General features: G+C 47.0%; 17 protein-coding genes. 9 read left to right on the forward strand and 8 right to left on the reverse strand.

Going from position 1 to position 18,868, the window contains the following annotated elements; translation table 11 throughout:
• Positions 1 to 79: 79 nt before the first annotated feature.
• The 3 genes from ACH3Y6_RS04070 (at position 80) to ACH3Y6_RS04080 (ending at position 3,501) form a co-directional block, all read left to right on the forward strand.
• Complete coding sequence (locus tag ACH3Y6_RS04070; protein WP_490834301.1) at positions 80 to 547, forward strand: hypothetical protein; 468 nt, start codon at positions 80 to 82, stop codon at positions 545 to 547.
• A gap of 64 nt (positions 548 to 611) precedes the next feature.
• Positions 612 to 2,660, forward strand: coding sequence for a phenylacetic acid degradation bifunctional protein PaaZ (paaZ, locus tag ACH3Y6_RS04075; RefSeq protein WP_490834302.1), 2,049 nt, complete (start codon positions 612 to 614; stop codon positions 2,658 to 2,660).
• A gap of 52 nt (positions 2,661 to 2,712) precedes the next feature.
• Positions 2,713 to 3,501 (forward strand): enoyl-CoA hydratase/isomerase family protein, encoded by a 789-nt coding sequence (locus tag ACH3Y6_RS04080; RefSeq protein ID WP_490834303.1) that lies wholly within the window; start codon positions 2,713 to 2,715, stop codon positions 3,499 to 3,501.
• Between the two features lie 94 nt (positions 3,502 to 3,595).
• On the opposite strand, the gene ACH3Y6_RS04085 is transcribed toward ACH3Y6_RS04080, so the two are convergent.
• The 7 genes from ACH3Y6_RS04085 to lptB form a co-directional block, all read right to left on the reverse strand.
• Entirely contained in the window at positions 3,596 to 4,231 is a 636-nt protein-coding gene (locus tag ACH3Y6_RS04085) for a carbonic anhydrase (RefSeq protein ID WP_490834304.1), read from the reverse strand.
• Positions 4,228 to 5,793: a SulP family inorganic anion transporter gene (locus ACH3Y6_RS04090; RefSeq protein WP_490834305.1), complete on the reverse strand. Its 1,566-nt coding sequence runs from the start codon at positions 5,791 to 5,793 to the stop codon at positions 4,228 to 4,230. Before ACH3Y6_RS04090 ends, ACH3Y6_RS04085 begins: the two co-directional genes overlap by 4 nt.
• 49 nt (positions 5,794 to 5,842) lie before the next feature.
• A complete protein-coding gene (locus tag ACH3Y6_RS04095) occupies positions 5,843 to 6,139 on the reverse strand; it encodes a hypothetical protein (protein WP_490834306.1) in 297 nt (98 codons plus the stop codon).
• Between the two features lie 87 nt (positions 6,140 to 6,226).
• On the reverse strand, positions 6,227 to 6,523 hold the full coding sequence (locus ACH3Y6_RS04100; protein WP_490834307.1) for a hypothetical protein: 297 nt from the start codon (positions 6,521 to 6,523) through the stop codon (positions 6,227 to 6,229).
• A 130-nt stretch (positions 6,524 to 6,653) separates the two neighbouring features.
• Positions 6,654 to 7,409, reverse strand: coding sequence for a 3-oxoacyl-[acyl-carrier-protein] reductase (gene fabG / locus ACH3Y6_RS04105; RefSeq protein WP_490834308.1), 756 nt, complete (start codon positions 7,407 to 7,409; stop codon positions 6,654 to 6,656).
• Positions 7,410 to 7,493: 84 nt separating this feature from the next.
• Positions 7,494 to 8,999 carry a GH3 auxin-responsive promoter family protein gene (locus tag ACH3Y6_RS04110; protein WP_490834309.1) on the reverse strand — a complete coding sequence of 502 codons (1,506 nt, stop codon included), beginning with the start codon at positions 8,997 to 8,999 and terminating at the stop codon, positions 7,494 to 7,496.
• A gap of 69 nt (positions 9,000 to 9,068) precedes the next feature.
• Positions 9,069 to 9,863, reverse strand: a complete 795-nt coding sequence (gene lptB, locus ACH3Y6_RS04115) for an LPS export ABC transporter ATP-binding protein (protein ID WP_490834310.1) — start codon at positions 9,861 to 9,863, stop codon at positions 9,069 to 9,071.
• 123 nt (positions 9,864 to 9,986) lie between these two features.
• Between lptB and metF the strand changes: the two genes are divergently transcribed.
• Entirely contained in the window at positions 9,987 to 10,940 is a 954-nt protein-coding gene (gene metF / locus ACH3Y6_RS04120) for a methylenetetrahydrofolate reductase [NAD(P)H] (protein ID WP_490834311.1), read from the forward strand.
• Between the two features lie 179 nt (positions 10,941 to 11,119).
• On the opposite strand, the gene ACH3Y6_RS04125 is transcribed toward metF, so the two are convergent.
• The gene (locus ACH3Y6_RS04125) at positions 11,120 to 12,604 is read right to left on the reverse strand and encodes a redoxin domain-containing protein (protein WP_490834312.1); all 1,485 of its coding nucleotides are present in this window, start codon (positions 12,602 to 12,604) and stop codon (positions 11,120 to 11,122) included.
• A 123-nt stretch (positions 12,605 to 12,727) separates the two neighbouring features.
• Here ACH3Y6_RS04125 and rlmD point away from each other — a divergent pair, with 123 nt between their 5' ends.
• The 5 genes from rlmD (at position 12,728) to cysS (ending at position 18,846) form a co-directional block, all read left to right on the forward strand.
• Entirely contained in the window at positions 12,728 to 14,155 is a 1,428-nt protein-coding gene (gene rlmD / locus ACH3Y6_RS04130) for a 23S rRNA (uracil(1939)-C(5))-methyltransferase RlmD (RefSeq protein ID WP_490834313.1), read from the forward strand.
• Between the two features lie 77 nt (positions 14,156 to 14,232).
• Positions 14,233 to 15,078, forward strand: coding sequence for a rhomboid family intramembrane serine protease (locus ACH3Y6_RS04135; protein WP_490834314.1), 846 nt, complete (start codon positions 14,233 to 14,235; stop codon positions 15,076 to 15,078).
• A gap of 34 nt (positions 15,079 to 15,112) precedes the next feature.
• Positions 15,113 to 16,033, forward strand: a complete 921-nt coding sequence (locus ACH3Y6_RS04140; protein WP_490834315.1) for a rhomboid family intramembrane serine protease — start codon at positions 15,113 to 15,115, stop codon at positions 16,031 to 16,033.
• A 66-nt stretch (positions 16,034 to 16,099) separates the two neighbouring features.
• Complete coding sequence (locus tag ACH3Y6_RS04145; protein WP_490834316.1) at positions 16,100 to 17,203, forward strand: endonuclease/exonuclease/phosphatase family protein; 1,104 nt, start codon at positions 16,100 to 16,102, stop codon at positions 17,201 to 17,203.
• 137 nt (positions 17,204 to 17,340) lie between these two features.
• The gene (gene cysS, locus ACH3Y6_RS04150) at positions 17,341 to 18,846 is read left to right on the forward strand and encodes a cysteine--tRNA ligase (RefSeq protein ID WP_490834317.1); all 1,506 of its coding nucleotides are present in this window, start codon (positions 17,341 to 17,343) and stop codon (positions 18,844 to 18,846) included.
• Positions 18,847 to 18,868 lie beyond the last annotated feature (22 nt).

Genomic DNA, 18,868 nt, shown 5'->3' on the forward strand with positions numbered 1-18,868 from the left:
TCCCGTCATTTTAATGGCGGGATTCTTTTTTACTGTCGCCAATCATCTTCATTCCTATCTTTAAAGTCAATCGATTGTTATGCTGGAGAAAAAAATCGTATTCCTGAAAGAGGAGGTCGTTCCTTTATTACAGAAACTAAGTCCCCTGCAGAAAGGGAACTGGGGTAAAATGGACGCGCAACAGATGGTGGAACACCTGGAGGATGTTTGTAAAGTGGCCAATGGAAAAATACCGCTGCAACTGATCAATACCGATCCCCGAGGTTTGGCCGCTGCCCGTGATTTTCTGGCTACTGAATTGCCTTTTCAGGAAAATACCCGGGTTCCGGTTATGCCGGAAGAACCCCGGCCGCATAAATATGTCACACTGCAGGAAGGCATTGAAAAACTGGCAAAAGAACTGGACCTGGTATTTGAAGTATACGCGGCAGACCCTTCGCTGCAATTGATGCATCCTATTTTTGGTTGGTTAGATCAGGAACAACAGATCCGTTATCTCTATAAACATGTTTACCATCACCTGCGGCAGTTTGGGCTGGTAGATTAATATTCATTCTTCGCATTGCCAAAACCTACCAATCGTTAGCTTTGTTGCTCTATAAATGATTGCTATGATTGCATTGGAAAATTATGTTCTGGGAAACTGGATCAAAGGAGATGGCGATGGTCAATTGCTGTATCATGCAGTAAGCGGTGAGCCGCTTGCAAGGGCTTCTACCAAAGGCCTGGATTTTGCGGCTATCCTTGATTATGCCCGAACCCAGGGCAACCCATCTCTCCGCAAGTTGAGTTTTCATGAGCGGGGCAGGTTATTGCGCGCACTGGCACTTCACCTGCGCGAACACCTGGATGAGTTTTATCGCATCAGTTACCAGACTGGTGCCACCAAAGCCGATAGTTGGGTAGATATTGAAGGAGGCATCGGCAACCTTTTCTCCTATGCCTCACTGCGCAGAAAATTTCCAGATACGCCGTATTGCCTGGATGGAGAGAATCACCCACTCGGTAAAGCGAATACATTCATGGGCCATCACCTGTTGGTGCCAAAAGAAGGGGTGGCTGTCCATATCAATGCCTTTAATTTCCCCGTATGGGGTATGCTGGAAAAGATTGCAGTGAACCTGCTGGCAGGTGTACCCGCGGTGGTGAAACCCGCAACCGTTACTTCGTACCTGACAGAAGCTGTGGTAAAACGGATCGTGGCATCAGGTATCTTACCGGATGGAGCCTTACAACTGATTTGTGGAAGTGCAGGCGATATGCTGGAGCATGTGACCTCGCAGGACGTGATAACGTTTACCGGTTCCGCTTCAACCGGACTGATGCTGAAATCGGGCAAACGCATCCTGCAGGAGAATGTTCCGTTTACCATGGAAGCTGACTCGCTCAACTGTATCGTGCTTGGCGAGGATGTGATACCGGGCATGCCTGAATGGGATATCTTCCTCAAAGAAGTGAGAAAAGAGATGACCACGAAGTGCGGACAGAAATGCACTGCTATCCGCCGCATATTTGTTCCGGAGAACAAACTGGAAGAGGTACAACTGGCTTTGCGTAAAGCACTGTCGCAAACCACCATCGGAAACCCCCTTAACGAAAAAGTGAGAATGGGTTCGCTGGCCGGCGATACACAGCGTAAAGAAGTGAAAGAACAGGTGCAGAAACTATTGGCTTCCTCTCAGATCATCTATGGTTCACTGGATAGTGTGGAAGTAATAGATGCCGATGCGCAGAAAGGGGCTTTCATGAGCCCGATCCTGTTGTTGAACAGCCAGCCGCTCACCAGCCGTGAAGTACATGAAGTGGAAGCTTTCGGTCCCGTATCTACCCTTATGCCTTACCGTACAACCGAAGAAGCCATTACACTTGCAAAAATGGGTAAGGGCTCCCTGGTAAGTTCTATTGTAACGGCCAATACACAAATTGCCAGGAAGTATGTGCTGAGTGCTGGCATGTATCATGGTCGCATCCTTGTTCTGAACGAAGCCTGTGCCAAAGAAAGTACGGGACATGGTTCGCCATTGCCCTTGCTGGTTCATGGTGGTCCTGGCCGGGCTGGCGGTGGTGAAGAAATGGGAGGTATGCGCGGCGTAAAACATTATATGCAACGTGTGGCCATACAGGGTTCTCCTGATATGATCACTGCGATAAGCCAGGTGTACCAGCCAGGAGCTACGGGCAAATGTGAAGGAAAACATCCGTTTAAAAAATATTTTGAGGAACTGGTCATCGGCGATCAGCTGCTGACAGCCAAAAGAGAGATCACTACAGAAGATATCGACCGCTTCGCAGACCTGAGCGGCGACCATTTTTATGCACACCTGAGAGAGACCGATTTTGCGGGAACCATGTTCGACAGGCAGGTGGCCCATGGTTATTTTATCATGAGCGCAGCTGCAGGTCTGTTTGTGGACAGTTATGAAAAGAATCCGGTATTGCTGAATTATGGTATTGATGAACTCAGGTTCACAAAACCCGTATATCCGGGCGCCGAGATCCAGGTTCGGTTTACCTGTAAAGAGAAAATAGCACAGGAACAGAAAGAACCCGATGATATCCCCAGGGGTATTGTGAAGTGGCTGGTAGAGATTATGGATGATACTAATGAGATAGTGGGTGTGGCAACGATATTGACGATGGTGGAAAGGAAGGGGCAATAAGAGAGAAACGGAGAAAAGAAGGATTTTTCAGACGATTTAATAATTTAGTATCATGATAGAGCAAGTAACAGACGGTTATGTGAAAGTGGAGCGTGAGCATGGTATTGCCACGATAGAGTTCTTTCATCCGCAGAGCAATTCCCTGCCGGGTAAACTGTTGGCAACCCTGGCCAAAGATATCCATAGTGAGGGACTGAACCCGGAGACCCATGTGATCATCCTGCGTTCGGCAGGCGAAAAAGTGTTTTGTGCCGGCGCTTCATTCGATGAGCTTGCGGCTATCAGCAACGAAGAAGAAGGGTATCACTTTTTTTCAGGTTTTGCACAGGTCATCAATGCTATGCGTAAAGTGCCACAGTTCATCATTGCACGTATCCAGGGTAAATGCATCGGGGGCGGGGTAGGTTTGGCTGCTGCGGCCGATTATGCCATTGCAGTGGAGGGTGCGGATATCAAGTTAAGCGAATTAGCAGTGGGTATCGGTCCTTTCGTGGTGGGGCCTGCCGTAGAACGTAAGCTGGGCCTTTCCGCTTTTTCACAGCTTACCATTGATGCCACCAACTGGCGTTCGGCCGACTGGGCCCGTCGTAAAGGTCTGTTTGCAGAACTGCATACAGATATTGCTGCTGTAGATGATGCAGTTGGCCGGTTATCTGGTACGTTGTCGCATTCCTCTCCTGCTGCCATGCAGGAAATCAAGCAGGTGTTGTGGAAAGGAACAGAACACTGGGATGAACTGCTGCAAGAGCGGGCTGCTATCAGCGGAAGGTTGATCCTGAGCGACCATAGCAAACGATTCATCCAAAAATTCAAAGCGCCCAAACCCGCACAGGCCAGCTAAGGCTGTTGCCTGACCTCAGGATATGGTATTCCGGAACAGAATTTAAAACAAAGGCACATAATAACTATGTGCCTTTGTTCGGTTATGCTTTTATTTACAGGTCGTCGTATTGGTACAGCCTGTCAATGGGGGTTTGTGCTTTCATCTCAAATACGGGATTGATCACCCCGTTCTTTAAACCATATACCCATCCGTGCAAGTCTGGACGTTGTTCGTTCTGCCAGGCTTTCTGGATGATGGATGTTTTAGCGAGGTGCTGCACCTGTTCAATTACATTCAGTTCTACCAGTCTGTCGAACCGTTGATCTTCATTTTCAATCTGGTTCAACTCATCTGTGTGCAGACGGTATACATCTTTGATATTTCTGAGCCACATATTCAGCACCTGTTTGAAATCGTGATTGGTCATGGCAGCTTTTACACCACCGCAGCCATAGTGGCCGCAGACGATCACGTGTTTTACTTTCAGGTGTACCACGGCATATTCCAGCACGCTTAGAAGGTTCACATCGGTATGAATGACCAGGTTGGCCACATTGCGATGTACAAAGATCTCGCCAGGCTGGGTATTGGTGATTTCGTTGGCGGGTACGCGACTGTCGCTGCAACCTATCCACAGGAACTCTGGTTTTTGAATTTCTGATAACCTGTTGAAGTACCCGGGATCATCTTCTACTTTTTCTTTTGCCCAGGCTTTGTTTTCTAATAATAGTTTTTCGTATGCTTTCATTGGATGGTTAATTTAGGTTCATTAAGTAAAAGGTGCATGGGTTTGTGTACGCTTTTCCTGATATCGATCCTGATATTTTTCAGGTGAGCGTGCAGCAGGAAGTTATTGATCTCTTCAATCACGTCCTTATCAATATAATCGGCCCTTGTGGCGTCGATCAGTACAAAAGCATTTTGGGGTACGTCTTCCAGTTTCTTTTTAATGATGGGCTTGTTCAGAAACGAGACGTCTTTTCGTAAACGGATCAGGTAATGGTTCTTGTCGTTCACTACCATTACGGATGAGCGGAAATTATTCCGGATCATAAAGAACAGTCCAACCGCGATGCCGATAAGGATACCGATCAGCAGGTCTGTGAGCAGAATAGCCAAAATGGTAACCACAAACGGGATGAACTGATCCCATCCTTTGTGAAAGAACTCTTTAAACAGCGAAACTTTCGCCAGTTTATACCCTGTAAAGATAAGTACAGCAGCTAAAGCACTTAAAGGTATTTTATTCAGCAGGGTGGGTATCAGCATAACGCATACCAGTAACAGTACCCCGTGCATGATAGAAGATACCTTGGTTTTGGCACCTGCTGATACGTTGGCAGAACTTCGAACCACTACGGAAGTAAGGGGCAGACCGCCGATCAGTCCGGAAATGATGTTTCCAACTCCCTGGGCTTTTAATTCACGGTTAGGTGGGGTAACCCGTTTCAGCGGATCAAGCTTGTCTACCGCCTCAATCCCCAGCAGGGTTTCCAGGCTGGCCACAATGGCAAGGGTGATTGCAGAGGTCCACACATCCGGGTTATTCAGGTGTTTGATATCCGGAAAAGTGAAGAATGAGAAAAAATGATTCAGGTCACTGGCAACAGGTAATGATACCAGGTGTTTGGTTCCGAGCACATATTCCGGTTGACTAAGTGCAAAATATTGATTGAGCAGCACGCCCACGATCACTGCTACCAAGGCGCCTGGCACCAGGTTGAGTACCTTGTTTTTCTTGACGAATTTTCTTTCCCAGAACATCAGTATGGCCAGTGATACGGCTCCGATGATCACTGCGGCAGGTGTGATGTACCGGATTGCCTGGAACATTCCGGTAAATGTATTTTCCTGATTATTCTGCCGGAAAGTTTCATCACCCACAAAATCGGTATCATAACCCATCAGGTGAGGAACTTGTTTTAAGATGAGTATCAGGCCGATAGCCGCCAGCATACCCTTGATCACAGAATTGGGTACATAATCACCGATCACACCGGCTTTGATAAAACCGAAGATCAGCTGTATGATACCGGCAATGACCACGGCCAGCAAAAAAGCCTCGTACACCTGCAGTTTCAGGATGGCGGTAGCCACAATAACGGTTAATCCGGCGGCGGGACCGCTAACGCTTAGTTGTGAACCGCTGAGTAAGCCGATCACTATACCACCCACCACACCGGCAATAATGCCGGAAAAAAGAGGTGCGCCTGAGCCGAGTGCAATTCCAAGGCACAATGGCAAGGCTACCAATAACACTACAATAGAGGCGGGCAGGTCGTTGCCGGCGCTCTGAAAATATTTTTTCATGATACAATTAGAACTATAGTAAATAAAAAGGTTTGCTGCCTGTTACCATTCAGCAATTGGGAGGGGGGACATGGATATCACCCGTGAAGTTCTGCGGGATGGCGTCGGCAAACCGGTGATGCTGCGAAGCTTCTTTCTCCGGAGAGGGTGAATGCGCAGAAACGGTATTGGAAAGATGGTCGTTTCGCAGGAAAGCTTTCTGAAACCCACTTTTCTCTATGTGTATGGAATGCGGGAGTTCTTCAGTGAACTGGTTACGGAACAACAGGCCTCCCATCTGCCGTATGGGCAGTATCTGTATGGCCAATACCATCAACAGGAATACAGTACAGAATCTCTTCTTCATCGTTACTGAGAATAGCTGATAACGTAAAACAGGGAAAAGTCAATGCAAATAAGCGGTGGTCACAGGAATGCCTGTAACAGGTAACGATCAGCAGTTGGGAGGAGGAACATGTATATCACCCGTAAAGTTCTGCGGAATGGCATCAGCAAAAGCCAGGTGATGTAAAGTGGCGTGCATATAGGCTGAAACAGCTGTTTCAGGTGAAGCTGAGAGGTAGTCGCTTTTCAGGTCAACTTTCTGCAGGCAGCTCTTATCAACACTGCTCGAATGTGGCAGTTCTTCTGTAAACTGGTTACTGAACAGTAGACCTCCCATCTGCCTGATAGGCAGTATCTGGATCGCCAGCACCATCAGTAAAAAGATTGTACAGAATTTTTTCTTCATTGCCTCGCGAAAATAACCACAAACATCAATAAGCTGGTTGTTAAAGTTTTTAACGGAAGGGTATTTACCAACTGTGGCGGATATATTTATCCGCCACAGTTACAATTTGTTATAGTGATTATCCGGATTGTTATATGTTCAGTCCGCCACAGGCACTTAATACCTGTCCGGTGATATAGGAGCTCATGTCACTCGCCAGGAACAATGTAGTATTGGCAATTTCTTCGGCTTTGCCAAAGCGGCCAAGTGGTATTTTTTTCAGGAACTCCGTAGCGCCGTCCCCATCTTTTAAATAATGAGTCATGTCGGTCTCAATGAAACCTGGAGCAATGGCATTGCAGCGGATATTGCGACTGCCCAGTTCCAGTGCCACCGATTTGGAGAAGCCGATAATGCCCGCTTTACTGGCTGCATAACTGCTTTGTCCGGCATTACCCCGCACACCCACTATGGAACTCATGTTGATGATGCTACCGCTTTTGGCTTTCATCATGGGTTTGATAACCTGTTTGGTCATGTTGAAAACACTTTTCAGGTTAATGTCCATCACTTCATCCCATTGTTCTGCTGTCATACGCAATAGCAGGTTGTCTTTGGAGATTCCTGCATTGTTTACGCACACATCTATTTTGCCAAATTCTTTCAGTACTTCGTTCACCAGTGTTTCACATTCTTCGTAAACACCGGCATTGCTTTTATAGGCTTTGGCTTTTACACCCAATGCGGTCAGCTGTGCTTCCAGTGCGGAGGCTTTTTCTGCACTGCTATCGCTTACATAGGTGAATGCCACATCACTGCCATGTTCGGCAAGGGTCACCGCAATGGCTGCGCCAATGCCACGGGCAGCCCCGGTAACGATCGATACTTTTCCTTCCAATAATTTCATAAGAAACAGTTTGTTATGAGGAACAAATGTAAAAGAATTGTTTTGGGCGGCAATAAGCAATCGGGATATCTGCCATTGCTGTTTTTACAGGAATGACAGGATATCGTCTACGAAACGCCTGTCGTTGCTCAGTCTGGGCACTTTGTGCTGGCCGCCCAGTTTGCCTTTACTTTTCAGCCATTCGCGGAAAACCGTTTTGTTCAATGCATGCACGATGGGCAGGGTAAGTGCAATATCCTTATACCGCTTGGCTTCGTAATCGCTGTTGAGTGATTTTAAGGCGCAGTCCAGTTCAAAGGCAAACTGTTCGGTGCTGGCCGGTTTTTCTTCAAACTCTATCAGCCATTCATGGGCTCCTTTCTGGTTGTCGCCGAAATATACGGGTGCGGCAGTATAGTCATTCACCACCAATCCTGTCTTCTGCGATGCCATAGCGATGGCTTTATCGGTATTGTCTGCGATCACTTCTTCGCCAAATGCATTGATGTATTGTTTCAGCCTGCCGCTTACTTTGATGCGGAAGGGGAAGGTAGAAGTAAACTGAACCGTATCGCCTACCAGGTAGCGCCAAAGGCCTCCGTTGGTGCTGATGACAAGTGCATAATTTTTGCCGATCTCCACCTCTCTCAACCCGATGGTCCTGGGTTCAGGTTTGCCGTATTCTTCCACCGGCATGAATTCGTAAAAGATGCCATGATTCAGGAATAACAGCATCCCATCTTCATTGGGATTGTCCTGGCCGGCAAAAAAGCCTTCGCTGGCATTGTACATTTCAAGATACGTGCAGCCTTCGCCAATGACTTTTTCAAACTGCTCTCGGTAGGGGACAAAAGAAACTCCGCCATGTATATACAGTTCCAGGTTGGGCCATACTTCTTTCAGGGTGGCTTTACCGGTGATCTCCAATATGCGTTTGATGAGGATCAGTGTCCAGGTGGGAACCCCTGAAATAGACGTTACATCTTCCTGTATGGTGGATTGGGCCAGCTTTTCGATCTTACTTTCCCATTCATCCATCAGCGCTATGGACAATTCCGGTGTGCGGATCCAGTTGGCCCACATGGGTGTGTTCTGCAGCAATACGGCACTCAGGTCGCCATATTGTATATCTTCATTCAATTTGCTGATCTGGTGTGATCCGCCGATCACCAGCCCTTTGCCGGTGAGCAGGTTGCTTTCATTATTGAAGTTGTAATACAGCGTCAATACATCTTTGGATGCCTGGAAATGGTTGTCTTCCAGGCTCTCCTGTGTAATGGGGATGAATTTGCTTTTATCGCTGGTAGTACCGCTGCTTTTGGCGAACCAGTTAACGGGGGTATTCCAAAGCATGTTCTCTTCTCCCGCCATCAGCCGTTCAATCAGGGGTTTCAGGTCGTTGTATTCCTGTATGGGTACTCTTTCTTTGAACGTTCGGATATTGAAGAGTTCCTTGAATCCATATTTACGTCCGAAATCTGAGTATTGGCCGTGGGTAACCAGGTCCTGCAATACTTCCCGCTGCGAGCCGATGGGGTCATTGATCCATTGCTCAATACGCCAGTGCCGGAATCTGGCCAAACGTGATATAGCGGGGCTAAACAGTTTCATGTTGGTTCAGTAGCAAAATAAGCAATGGGAATGAGAATGCGAAAGCCTGTGACAAGAAAACCGGCCTGATTAAGCCCCCACCGATCCTTCCTTACCCATTTCAATGATCCAGTCTTTTCGTTTCAGTTCAAAGTTGGTACCTAAATACAACCTGCGTACCTGCGGGTCATCAGCCAACTCTTCGGCTGATCCGTGTTTGAAGATCTTACCCTCGATCAGGAGATAGGCCCGATCGCAGATGGACAAGGTCTCGTTTACATTGTGATCGGTGATCAGGATGCCGATATTCTTGTATTTGAGTTTGGCAACCACGCTCTGGATATCTTCCACCGCAATGGGATCCACACCGGCAAAAGGCTCATCCAGCAGGATGAACTTTGGGTCAACAGCCAGGGCACGGGCAATTTCGGTCCTTCTTCTTTCTCCGCCACTCAGGCTGTCACCATTGTTTTTGCGTACATGGTGCAGGTTGAACTCATCCAGCAGGGATTCCAGTTTGTGCTGGCGCTCACCTGTGGTAAGTTTGGTCATTTCCAGAACGGCCATGATATTGTCTTCCACACTCAGTTTCCGGAAAACACTGGCTTCCTGGGGCAGGTAGCCAATGCCCATCTGTGCCCTTTTGTACATAGGCAGTTTGGTGATCTCCATGTCGTTCAGGAATACCTGACCCTCATCTGGCTTGATCAGACCCACGACCATATAAAAAGTAGTGGTTTTACCGGCACCGTTTGGTCCCAGTAAACCTACGATTTCTCCCTGTTTTACGGTTACAGAAACGCTGTTGACTACTGTGCGGCCCTTATAACTTTTAAACAGGTCTTGGGTATGTATGGTAAGACTCAATGCGTTGTGTTTTGACAAAAATAGCGGTTATCAGGGGTAATCGGGGGGCTATGGGCTATCTTAACAGATGTTTTTCTATGGTGGAGGGTGTATATTGCACCAATTTTATGGGGATACCCATATGGCAAAGACAGCAAAGCAATGAAAATAACAGAACACATTAAACAGTCTGCGGACACACTGGTATCATTCGAAGTATTACCGCCCTTAAAAGGTAAGACCATTCATAGCCTGTATGATCACCTGGACCCGCTGATGGACTTCAAGCCGTCCTGGATCAATGTTACCTATCACCGCAGTGAAACCATGTTCAAGAAAAAAGCGGATGGTACGTTTGAGAAAGTGGATGTTCGGAAACGTCCCGGTACGGTAGGAATCTGCGCGGCTATCATGAACCATTACCGTGTTGATGCGGTACCTCATATCATCTGCGGAGGATTCACCCGTCGCGAAACGGAAGATGCATTAATCGATCTTGACTTTTTAGGGATTGATAATGTGCTGGTGCTGAGAGGTGATGCTGCCAAAAACGAAGCGGCTTTTGAACCCGAGAAAGACGGTAACCATTATGCCATTGAACTACTGCAGCAGGTGAACAACATGAATAACGGTATTTACCTGGATGAAGACATCAAGAATGGCGGCAAAACCAGTTTCTGTATGGGTGTTGCGGGTTATCCCGAAAAACATTTTGAGGCACCGAACCTGGAGATAGACCTGGCAAAACTGAAAGAGAAAGTAGACGCGGGCGCAGAATACATCATGACGCAGATGTTCTTCGATAACCAGAAATTTTTCGACTTCGTAAAAACCTGTCGTGATATGGGTATACAGGTGCCGATCATTCCGGGACTGAAACCCATCACCAGCAAAAAACAATTATCGGTTCTGCCCAGGATCTTCCATGTGGATATTCCGACCGACCTTTCTAATGCCATCATGAAATGTAAGACCGACCAGGAATGTGAGCAGGTAGGTACTGAATGGCTGGTGCAGCAGAGTAAGGAGCTGAAACAATTCGGTGTGCCGGTATTGCACTACTATACCCTGGGCAAACCTAAAGTGATCTGGAATGTAGTGAAAGAGGTCCAGTAAACGACTGACTGCATCACACAGGACAAACGCATCTAAATTTTTGAAGCAGTCGCTCGGCTCCGCCGAGTGACGCCTATCCCCAGACTTCCAGCCTGAAAGCTAACATATACGGCTGTATACTATTTGATCGGGGACTATTGAAATGATTCTGTTTCAGCAGCCCCCGATTTTTAGCAGGGTTAATTTTTTAATGTTTTCCGTTTGGCTTCTATCAGATCGTCGAACTGCTCAAGGCTGAGCTGTTTGGCAATGATGCGTTTATCCTTGTCCAACAGATAAATGGTAGGTGTTTTATAGATATCGTATAACTGCCTGAAATTGGCTTTGCCTGCTTTTTCCACTGCCTGTTTGGCCGCTTTGGTTTCATAGGCATGTGTCCACTCGGGAGACAGTTTCTTATCCTGTATAAAATGTTTCCAGGAAGCTATCTCATTCTCATAGATATTGACGGAATAAACGGCTACTCCGTATTTTTTCCATTTGGATCTGTATAGAGAATCCATCTTTGGGATCTCTTCCTTGCAGTGACCACAGTTGGGATCCCAGAAAGCAACCACCGTGAATGGTGCTTTGATGCCATAGAGCGAAACCGTTTTGCCCGTGGTATCAGTCAGGTCGAGAAAAGGGGCCTGCTGCCCCAGCTGGTTAGCCATCAGGCTATAAGCCCTTTCCGTGATCACTTTACGCGAGGCTGGATTCAGCAACATGGTATCGCCCTTGGCATAAAAGTTCTCGAAAAGGAATACAAACACTTTGTCCTGCCCCATGAATTCGGGATTCATGTATTTGTTGGTGAATTTGGTAAGCAGGTATGGGTAGATTTCTTTGCCGGTTCTGGCCATAAGTAACATGTAATTCACTTCTTTGATCACCGAATCTGGTTCAGGCGACACCATGGTCTTAAAATAATCATCCAGTTTTATTTCAAAGAAAGGCGTACGCAGTAAACGATCATCGTTGAACAATACATCATCCCAGAAATGTTCTTTTACGAACCGGTAAGGGTAAGTAGAGTCCGCCTTTCCATTCACAACGGGTATGGCAGGTACGGTCGGCCGCTTCATGGCAGTGAGCAGCATGGCCAGCAGGCTGTTTGGATTTTTCCGGATGATATCTTCCCGATAGGTTTGTAGTTCCTTGTCTGTTTTAATGATCTCATCGCGCAGGCGTACGGAATCGGCACTGGTGGTTGCTGCTTTGTAGGCATTTTCCAGTTGTGCCAGACTGGCTCCCTTGCTACTGGTATATACTGCGTATTTTTTGTAAAGATCATTTTCGGCTGAGCCGGTGATCACAGCGTTTTCTTTTAAAGCGGTATCGCCTGTAATCGTGAATTGCTGTTGATCATCCATCAGCAGGTCGAACTGGATGGTGTATTGGGGTGATACCACAAAATAGATACCCCCGGTTAATTTATTGGGACCCTTAAAAACCCCCTGGCTTTTTTCGTTCAGATAAGCGGAATCTACCAGGGCCCGGCCTTGCCCGTAATAACTGGCCAGGTACACTTTACAGTTTTTCAGTGGGGTAAGGGTAATGTTGATATTCCGTCCCTTGGTTACCGGTGCTTTGGTGATGGCAGGTTTTTGCGGGGTTGTCTTTTTTTGGGCCAATACCCCCATTACCAGTATAAAACTGACTGCAGTAAGTAATAATCGCCTCATAGCTGTTGAATGATGGGTAAAAATAGCTAAACCGGGGTTAAACTACTGTCAAAAATGTAAGGATGCGGTTCTTTCATTTGACTGGTCATGTATTCATCCCTAATCCTAGTTACATTTGCAGCCGTGAGAAAACAAAAAAAACCAGTTGTTTTAGAAAATATCCTTGTGCAGGATTATGCTGCTGAGGGTAAGTCGTTGGCCAGGGTCGATGGCAAAGTGGTATTCATTGAAGGTGCGGTGCCAGGTGATGTGGTGGATGTGCAGTTGTCGAAGAACAAGGCTGACTGGGCAGAAGGCCATACCGTAAAGATCCATACACTTTCCCCCGACAGGGTAAGCCCATTCTGCCAGCATTTCGGTGTATGCGGGGGCTGCCAGTGGCAGATGCTTCCCTATGAGAAGCAGCTTTTCTACAAACAGAAACAGGTGAGCGATAACCTGGGACGTATTGCCAAAGTGGCTTTGCCGCCGATGGCGCCTATTATCGGGGCCGATGTTACCACCCGGTACCGGAATAAACTGGAATACACATTTGCTACCGGTAAATACATACCCACCGAAGAATTCAGGCGGATGAAAGCCGAAGGTATTGATCCGAATAACCATTCCGGCGCCGCGGGTTTTCATGCACGTGGTTTTTTTGATAAAGTGGTTGAGATTGATACCTGCCATCTGCAGGAAGAGCCCACTAACCAGATCAGGAAAGCAGTGGCACAATTTGCCATTGACAATGGCCTGGCATTTTACAATAACCGTTCGCATACCGGCTGGTTGCGTAATATGTTTGTTCGCAATACTACTACCGGCGAGCTCATGATCAACATAGTGCTGGGTTACGAGGAGGAAAACTTGCGCAAACAACTGCTGGACCAGCTGCTGCAACAGTTTCCACAGATCACCACTTTGTTGTATACCATCAACACCAAAAAGAACGACAGCCTGTTTGACCTGGAGCCGCAGACCTATTTTGGAAAGGGGTATATCATTGAAAAGCTGGAAGACTATTCTTTCATGATCAGTCCCAAATCATTTTTCCAGACCAATACCCGTCAGGCGGAAAAACTGTACCAGGTAACCCGCGAGTTTGCTGAACTGGATGGAAGCCAGATCGTATATGATCTGTATTGCGGTACGGGCAGTATTGGTATTTTTGTGAGTAAGCTGGCCAAAAAAGTGATCGGTGTGGAAGTGATCGAAGATGCCATAGCGGATGCAAAGAAAAATGCGGCATTGAACCATATTGCGCATGCCGATTTTTTTGCTGGGGATGTGATTCATATCTGTGACGATGCTTTTTTTGCCGCCCATGGCCGCCCCGATGTGGTGATCACAGATCCACCAAGAGCGGGTATGCACGAAAAATTGGTTAAAAAGCTGCTGGATATCGCTGCGCCTACCGTGGTTTATGTAAGTTGCAACCCGGCCACACAAGCGCGAGACCTTGCTTTACTGGACGAAAAATATGCGGTAGAAAAAATCCAGCCGGTAGATATGTTCCCGCACACACTGCATATTGAGAATGTGGTGCAGCTGAAACTGAAAAAAATATAGATGAACGCAATTTGTATGGGTATCCATTTTAGTAACTATTGTAATCACCCGTTCTTCGGCGGGCAGGGAGATAAACTATGACAGAATTTCGACCCTCGCGTTTTGAGATCTTGCCTACGATCGTAAAAAACCTGTTGATCATTAACGGCCTGTTCTTTTTGGCGCAGAACACATTCAAAGGACCCTCTGTCAACTTCTCTATTGAAGATGTGTTGGCATTACATGCCTGGCAGAGTAACCTGTTCAAACCCTGGCAGCTGGTAACCCATATGTTCCTGCATGGCGATCTGGGTCATATTTTCGGTAACATGTTCGCACTCTGGATGTTCGGTTCTGTGCTCGAAAACCTCTGGGGCTCCAAACGTTTCCTCACTTTTTACCTGATCTGCGGATTGGGCGCAGCACTGATACACCTGCTATTTCTAAGTTATGAATTGATGCCGCTGATGAAAGATTATGCCGCTATTTTTCAGCAGCATGCTGATGGCGGGCCATATCAGGCAGATGCGATGATCAACTTTATCAGCAAAAACAAACTGGGTGACCCAGGCTACCGCGACCAGCTGATCAGCCTGATCAGGGAGAACCCGAATGATGCGGGGCTGATGAACAAGCTGTTTGAACAGCTGACCGTTTTTTATCAGAGTCGGATCAATACCAGTACTATTGGTGCCAGCGGAGCTGTGTTTGGTGTACTGGCAGCTTTCGTATATCTGTTTCCCAATACCTATTTATATATCTATTTCCTGGTACCCGTTAAGGCCAAGTGGATCGGGTTATTGTATTTTGGATATGAAGTGTTCTTTGCCTTAAAGAACTCAGCCGGCGATAATGTGGCCCGCTGGGCGCATATTGGCGGGGCCATTGTGGGATTGTTAATTGTGATGACCTGGAACAAAAACAACAAAAAAACGTTCTATTAAGATACAGGTTACTTTTCAGAGATAAATTGTGTGTATGTCGCCTCAACCTTATAAAACCGGCCGGAACATCCTGTTAGGACAGGATAACAATGCACTTGTGTTCCTGTTTGCGGTGAATATGATCCTGTTTGTGATCATCACTTTTATTAAAACGGTCTATTATCTTTCAGATATTCCGGAAGAGTTCTTCTATAAACAAATCCTGAACTGGTTCACCTTGCCAGCCATGCCGGATACTTTCCTAACCAGGCCCTGGACGCTGATCACCCATATGTTTACACACCAGGGAGTCTGGCATTTGATCAGTAACTGTTTGTGGCTCTGGTGTTTTGGCTATATCATGCAGGATCTTACCGGTAATAACAAACTGATACCTGTATACCTTTATGGCGGTTTTGTGGGTGGACTGGTATTCCTGTTGGGTAATAACCTGGTGCCGGTGCTGGAAAGAAACCTCGCTGTAACTGCACCTATGATGGGGGCCGGGGCACCTATCATGGCACTTGCTGTTGCAACCACCACTTTGGCACCTGATTACCGCATTTTCCCCCTGATCAATGGAGGCATTCCTTTGTGGGTACTTACCCTGATCTTTGTGGTTATTGATTTTGCCACCCTGGCTACCGGAAATGCCGCTGTCGGTGCCGGTCATCTGGCAGGTGGTGTGATGGGATATTTCTATATACGTCAACTTCGCCGCGGACAGGATTGGGGTGCCTGGATGATCCGGCTGGTGAATTGGCTGGACGACCTGTTCAGTCCCGACAAAAAGCATAACAGCAAATCAACCCGGGAAAAACTGTATTACCGGTCCGATAGAAAACCCTATGAGAAAATTTCCAATATCACCCAGCAAAGACTGGATGAGATCCTCGACAAGATCAACCAGGAGGGCTACCAGCTGCTCACCGATGAGGAAAAAGAGTTCCTGAAACGGGCTAGTTCCGATGAGTAAAACCCGACCCTGCCTCTGCTTATCAGGGATATGCAACTTCGCAATTGATTTTTAGTAAATTCGGGCATGGCAAAAAATGTTTTTCGCCGTGCAACCAAAACAGTGTTTATCGCAATCAATGTGATTATTTCATTACTGTATGCGGTGGCCTGCCTGTTGCCTTACATCAACCCGACCCGCTGGTGGCTCAGCGGTTTCGCGGGCCTGATAGTTCCCTACCTGTTACTGGCATTGGTATTTTTTGTGATCTTCTGGTTGCTGGCAAAACCTGCGATGGTTTGGTTGCCACTGATTACCTTGGCTGTAGGCTGGCAACAGATCAGTGTGGTATTTGCCTGGCATCCAGGTTCCGGTTTCAGTAAAAGGAAGCCTGCCAACACCATGCGTATTGTTGACTGGAACATACAAAGCTTCAATGGCCTTTCTGCCAATAAGGAAATCAGGAAACTGGTCCCTTCGGAAGTGGCGGGAAGCATCCATAAACAGAACCCGGATGTGATCTGCCTGCAGGAATTCAATAATGCGGCCAATGCGGATAATATTGCGCTGTTTTCAAAAGAGTACCAGTATTATTATTTTTCTAGAGATTACCAGCGTGACAATAGCGGCTACCAATCAGGTTGCATCATCTTCTCCCGGTATCCGATCGTTGATTCGGGCAGGATCCCTTACCCGGTTGCGGAGAGCCTGATCTATGCCGACATCAAAAAAGGTGATGATACCATACGTATATATACTACGCACCTGCAATCGTTCAAGTTTAAAAAAGCAGATTACTCTGATATAGAGAAGATACGTGAGCAGGATGCAGAGAGTATTTCAGCGTCTAAAAGTATTATCCGGAAAATGAAACTGGCATTCAACCGCCGGGCCGTACAGGCCAATATTGTCAGGGAAGCTATTGACCAGTCTCCGTATCCTTCCGTTATCTGCGGCGATTTCAATGATGTCCCCAATTCATACGCCTATTTCCGGATCAGGGGCGAAAGGCAGGATGTATTCCTGAAAAAAGGGTTTGCCGTAGGCCGTACCTTCATTTCGCTGGCGCCTACCCTTCGTATCGATTATATCCTTCCCGACCGGAATTTTGAAGTAAAACAGTTTGATATGGTGGACGAAGACCTCAGCGACCATATTATGCTGGTATCTGACCTTCTTTTGAAAAAATGAAATATCTTCGCAACACAATGAACCACCCACACAGATATTGCTGTTGTTTCTGCTGCTGCTGATGCAGTGTTTCCTGTTTGCCGGGTAGATACCGGTTTGTTTCAACTGATTGATGTAAAAGTAACCACCCATAAAAGATGCCACTTAAAGTATATAATTCGCTTACCCGACAGAAAGAAGAGTTTGTTCCCATCAATGCACCTTATGTAGGTATGTACGTTTGTGGTCCTACTGTAAGCGGCGAGAGCCACCTGGGGCATGCGAGACCTTATGTAACATTCGATGTTCTGTATCGCTACCTGATGCACAACGGGTTTAAGGTCCGTTATGTGCGTAACCTGACTGATGCGGGACATTTTGAAGAGGAGGGGCGTGAAGCGGAAGACAAGATCAGCAAAAAAGCGATACTCGAGAAACTGGAGCCGATGGAGCTGGTGCAGAAATACACCAATCTGTATCATTGGGCCATGGACAGGCTGAATAACCTAGCCCCCAGTATTGAACCTACCGCTACCGGTCACATCATCGAACAGATAGAAATGATCAAGAAACTGATCGCAGACGGATATGCGTATGAGGTAAACGGATCGGTCTATTTTGATGTGGAGAAATACAATACGGATTATTCCCAAAAAGGACAGCCATATGGCATCCTCAGCGGGCGTGTGCTGGAAGAGCAGATCGAAAGTACCCGTGAGCTGGATAACCAGGATGAAAAAAGGAACAAGAGCGATTTTGCCCTCTGGAAAAAAGCACCCCCGGAACATATCATGCGCTGGCAAAGCCCCTGGGGCGAAGGGTTTCCGGGCTGGCATATCGAATGCTCGGCCATGGCCACCAAATACCTGGGTGAAGAGTTCGATATCCATGGAGGTGGGATGGACCTTCAGTTCCCGCACCACGAATGCGAGATCGCGCAGAGTACCGTATGCAATCATAAAATGCCTGCCCGTTACTGGATGCACAATAATATGATCACCATCAATGGCAGGAAGATGGGTAAGAGCTACAACAATGTCATCAAACTGAGCGAGCTGTTCAGTGGCGGACATCCCTTGCTGGAACAGCCCTATCATCCCATGACCATCCGCTTTTTTATCCTGCAAAGCCATTACCGGGGTACACTCGATTTCAGTAATGAAGCCCTGCAGGCATCCGAAAAAGCGCTGAAACGTTTGATGGAATCTTTTGACTGGCTCAGCCATTGGTCAGTTCCCGGTAACCAGCAGGCTGCCGATCAGTTACTGGACGCGAAAGTGCAGAAACTGGTGAGCGAGTTCACGCAGTTCATGGATGATGACCTGAATACGGCTAAAGTGCTGGCTAATATGTTCGAACTGGTGTCTGTCATCAATTCCATCAAAGACAAACATATTGCTGCTAATGCCTTGTCGGCTGCTACGGTAGGCACGCTGAAGCAACAACTGCAATTGTTCGTGCAAGATATTTTTGGACTGAAACAGGAACTTGCCGGCGATGATGGTAAGTTGGATGGTGTATTGCAGCTCCTGATCGATATCCGCAAAGATGCCAAGAGCCGTAAAGATTTTGTTACCAGCGATAAGATCCGCAATGAACTGGCCGCACTCGGCGTACAATTGAAAGATGAAAAGGATGGTGGCGTAAGTTATACCATTGCCTGAGCAGCCATACTTTGTTCAAACA

The organism is Sediminibacterium sp. FW305-C-269 (assembly GCF_058231045.1).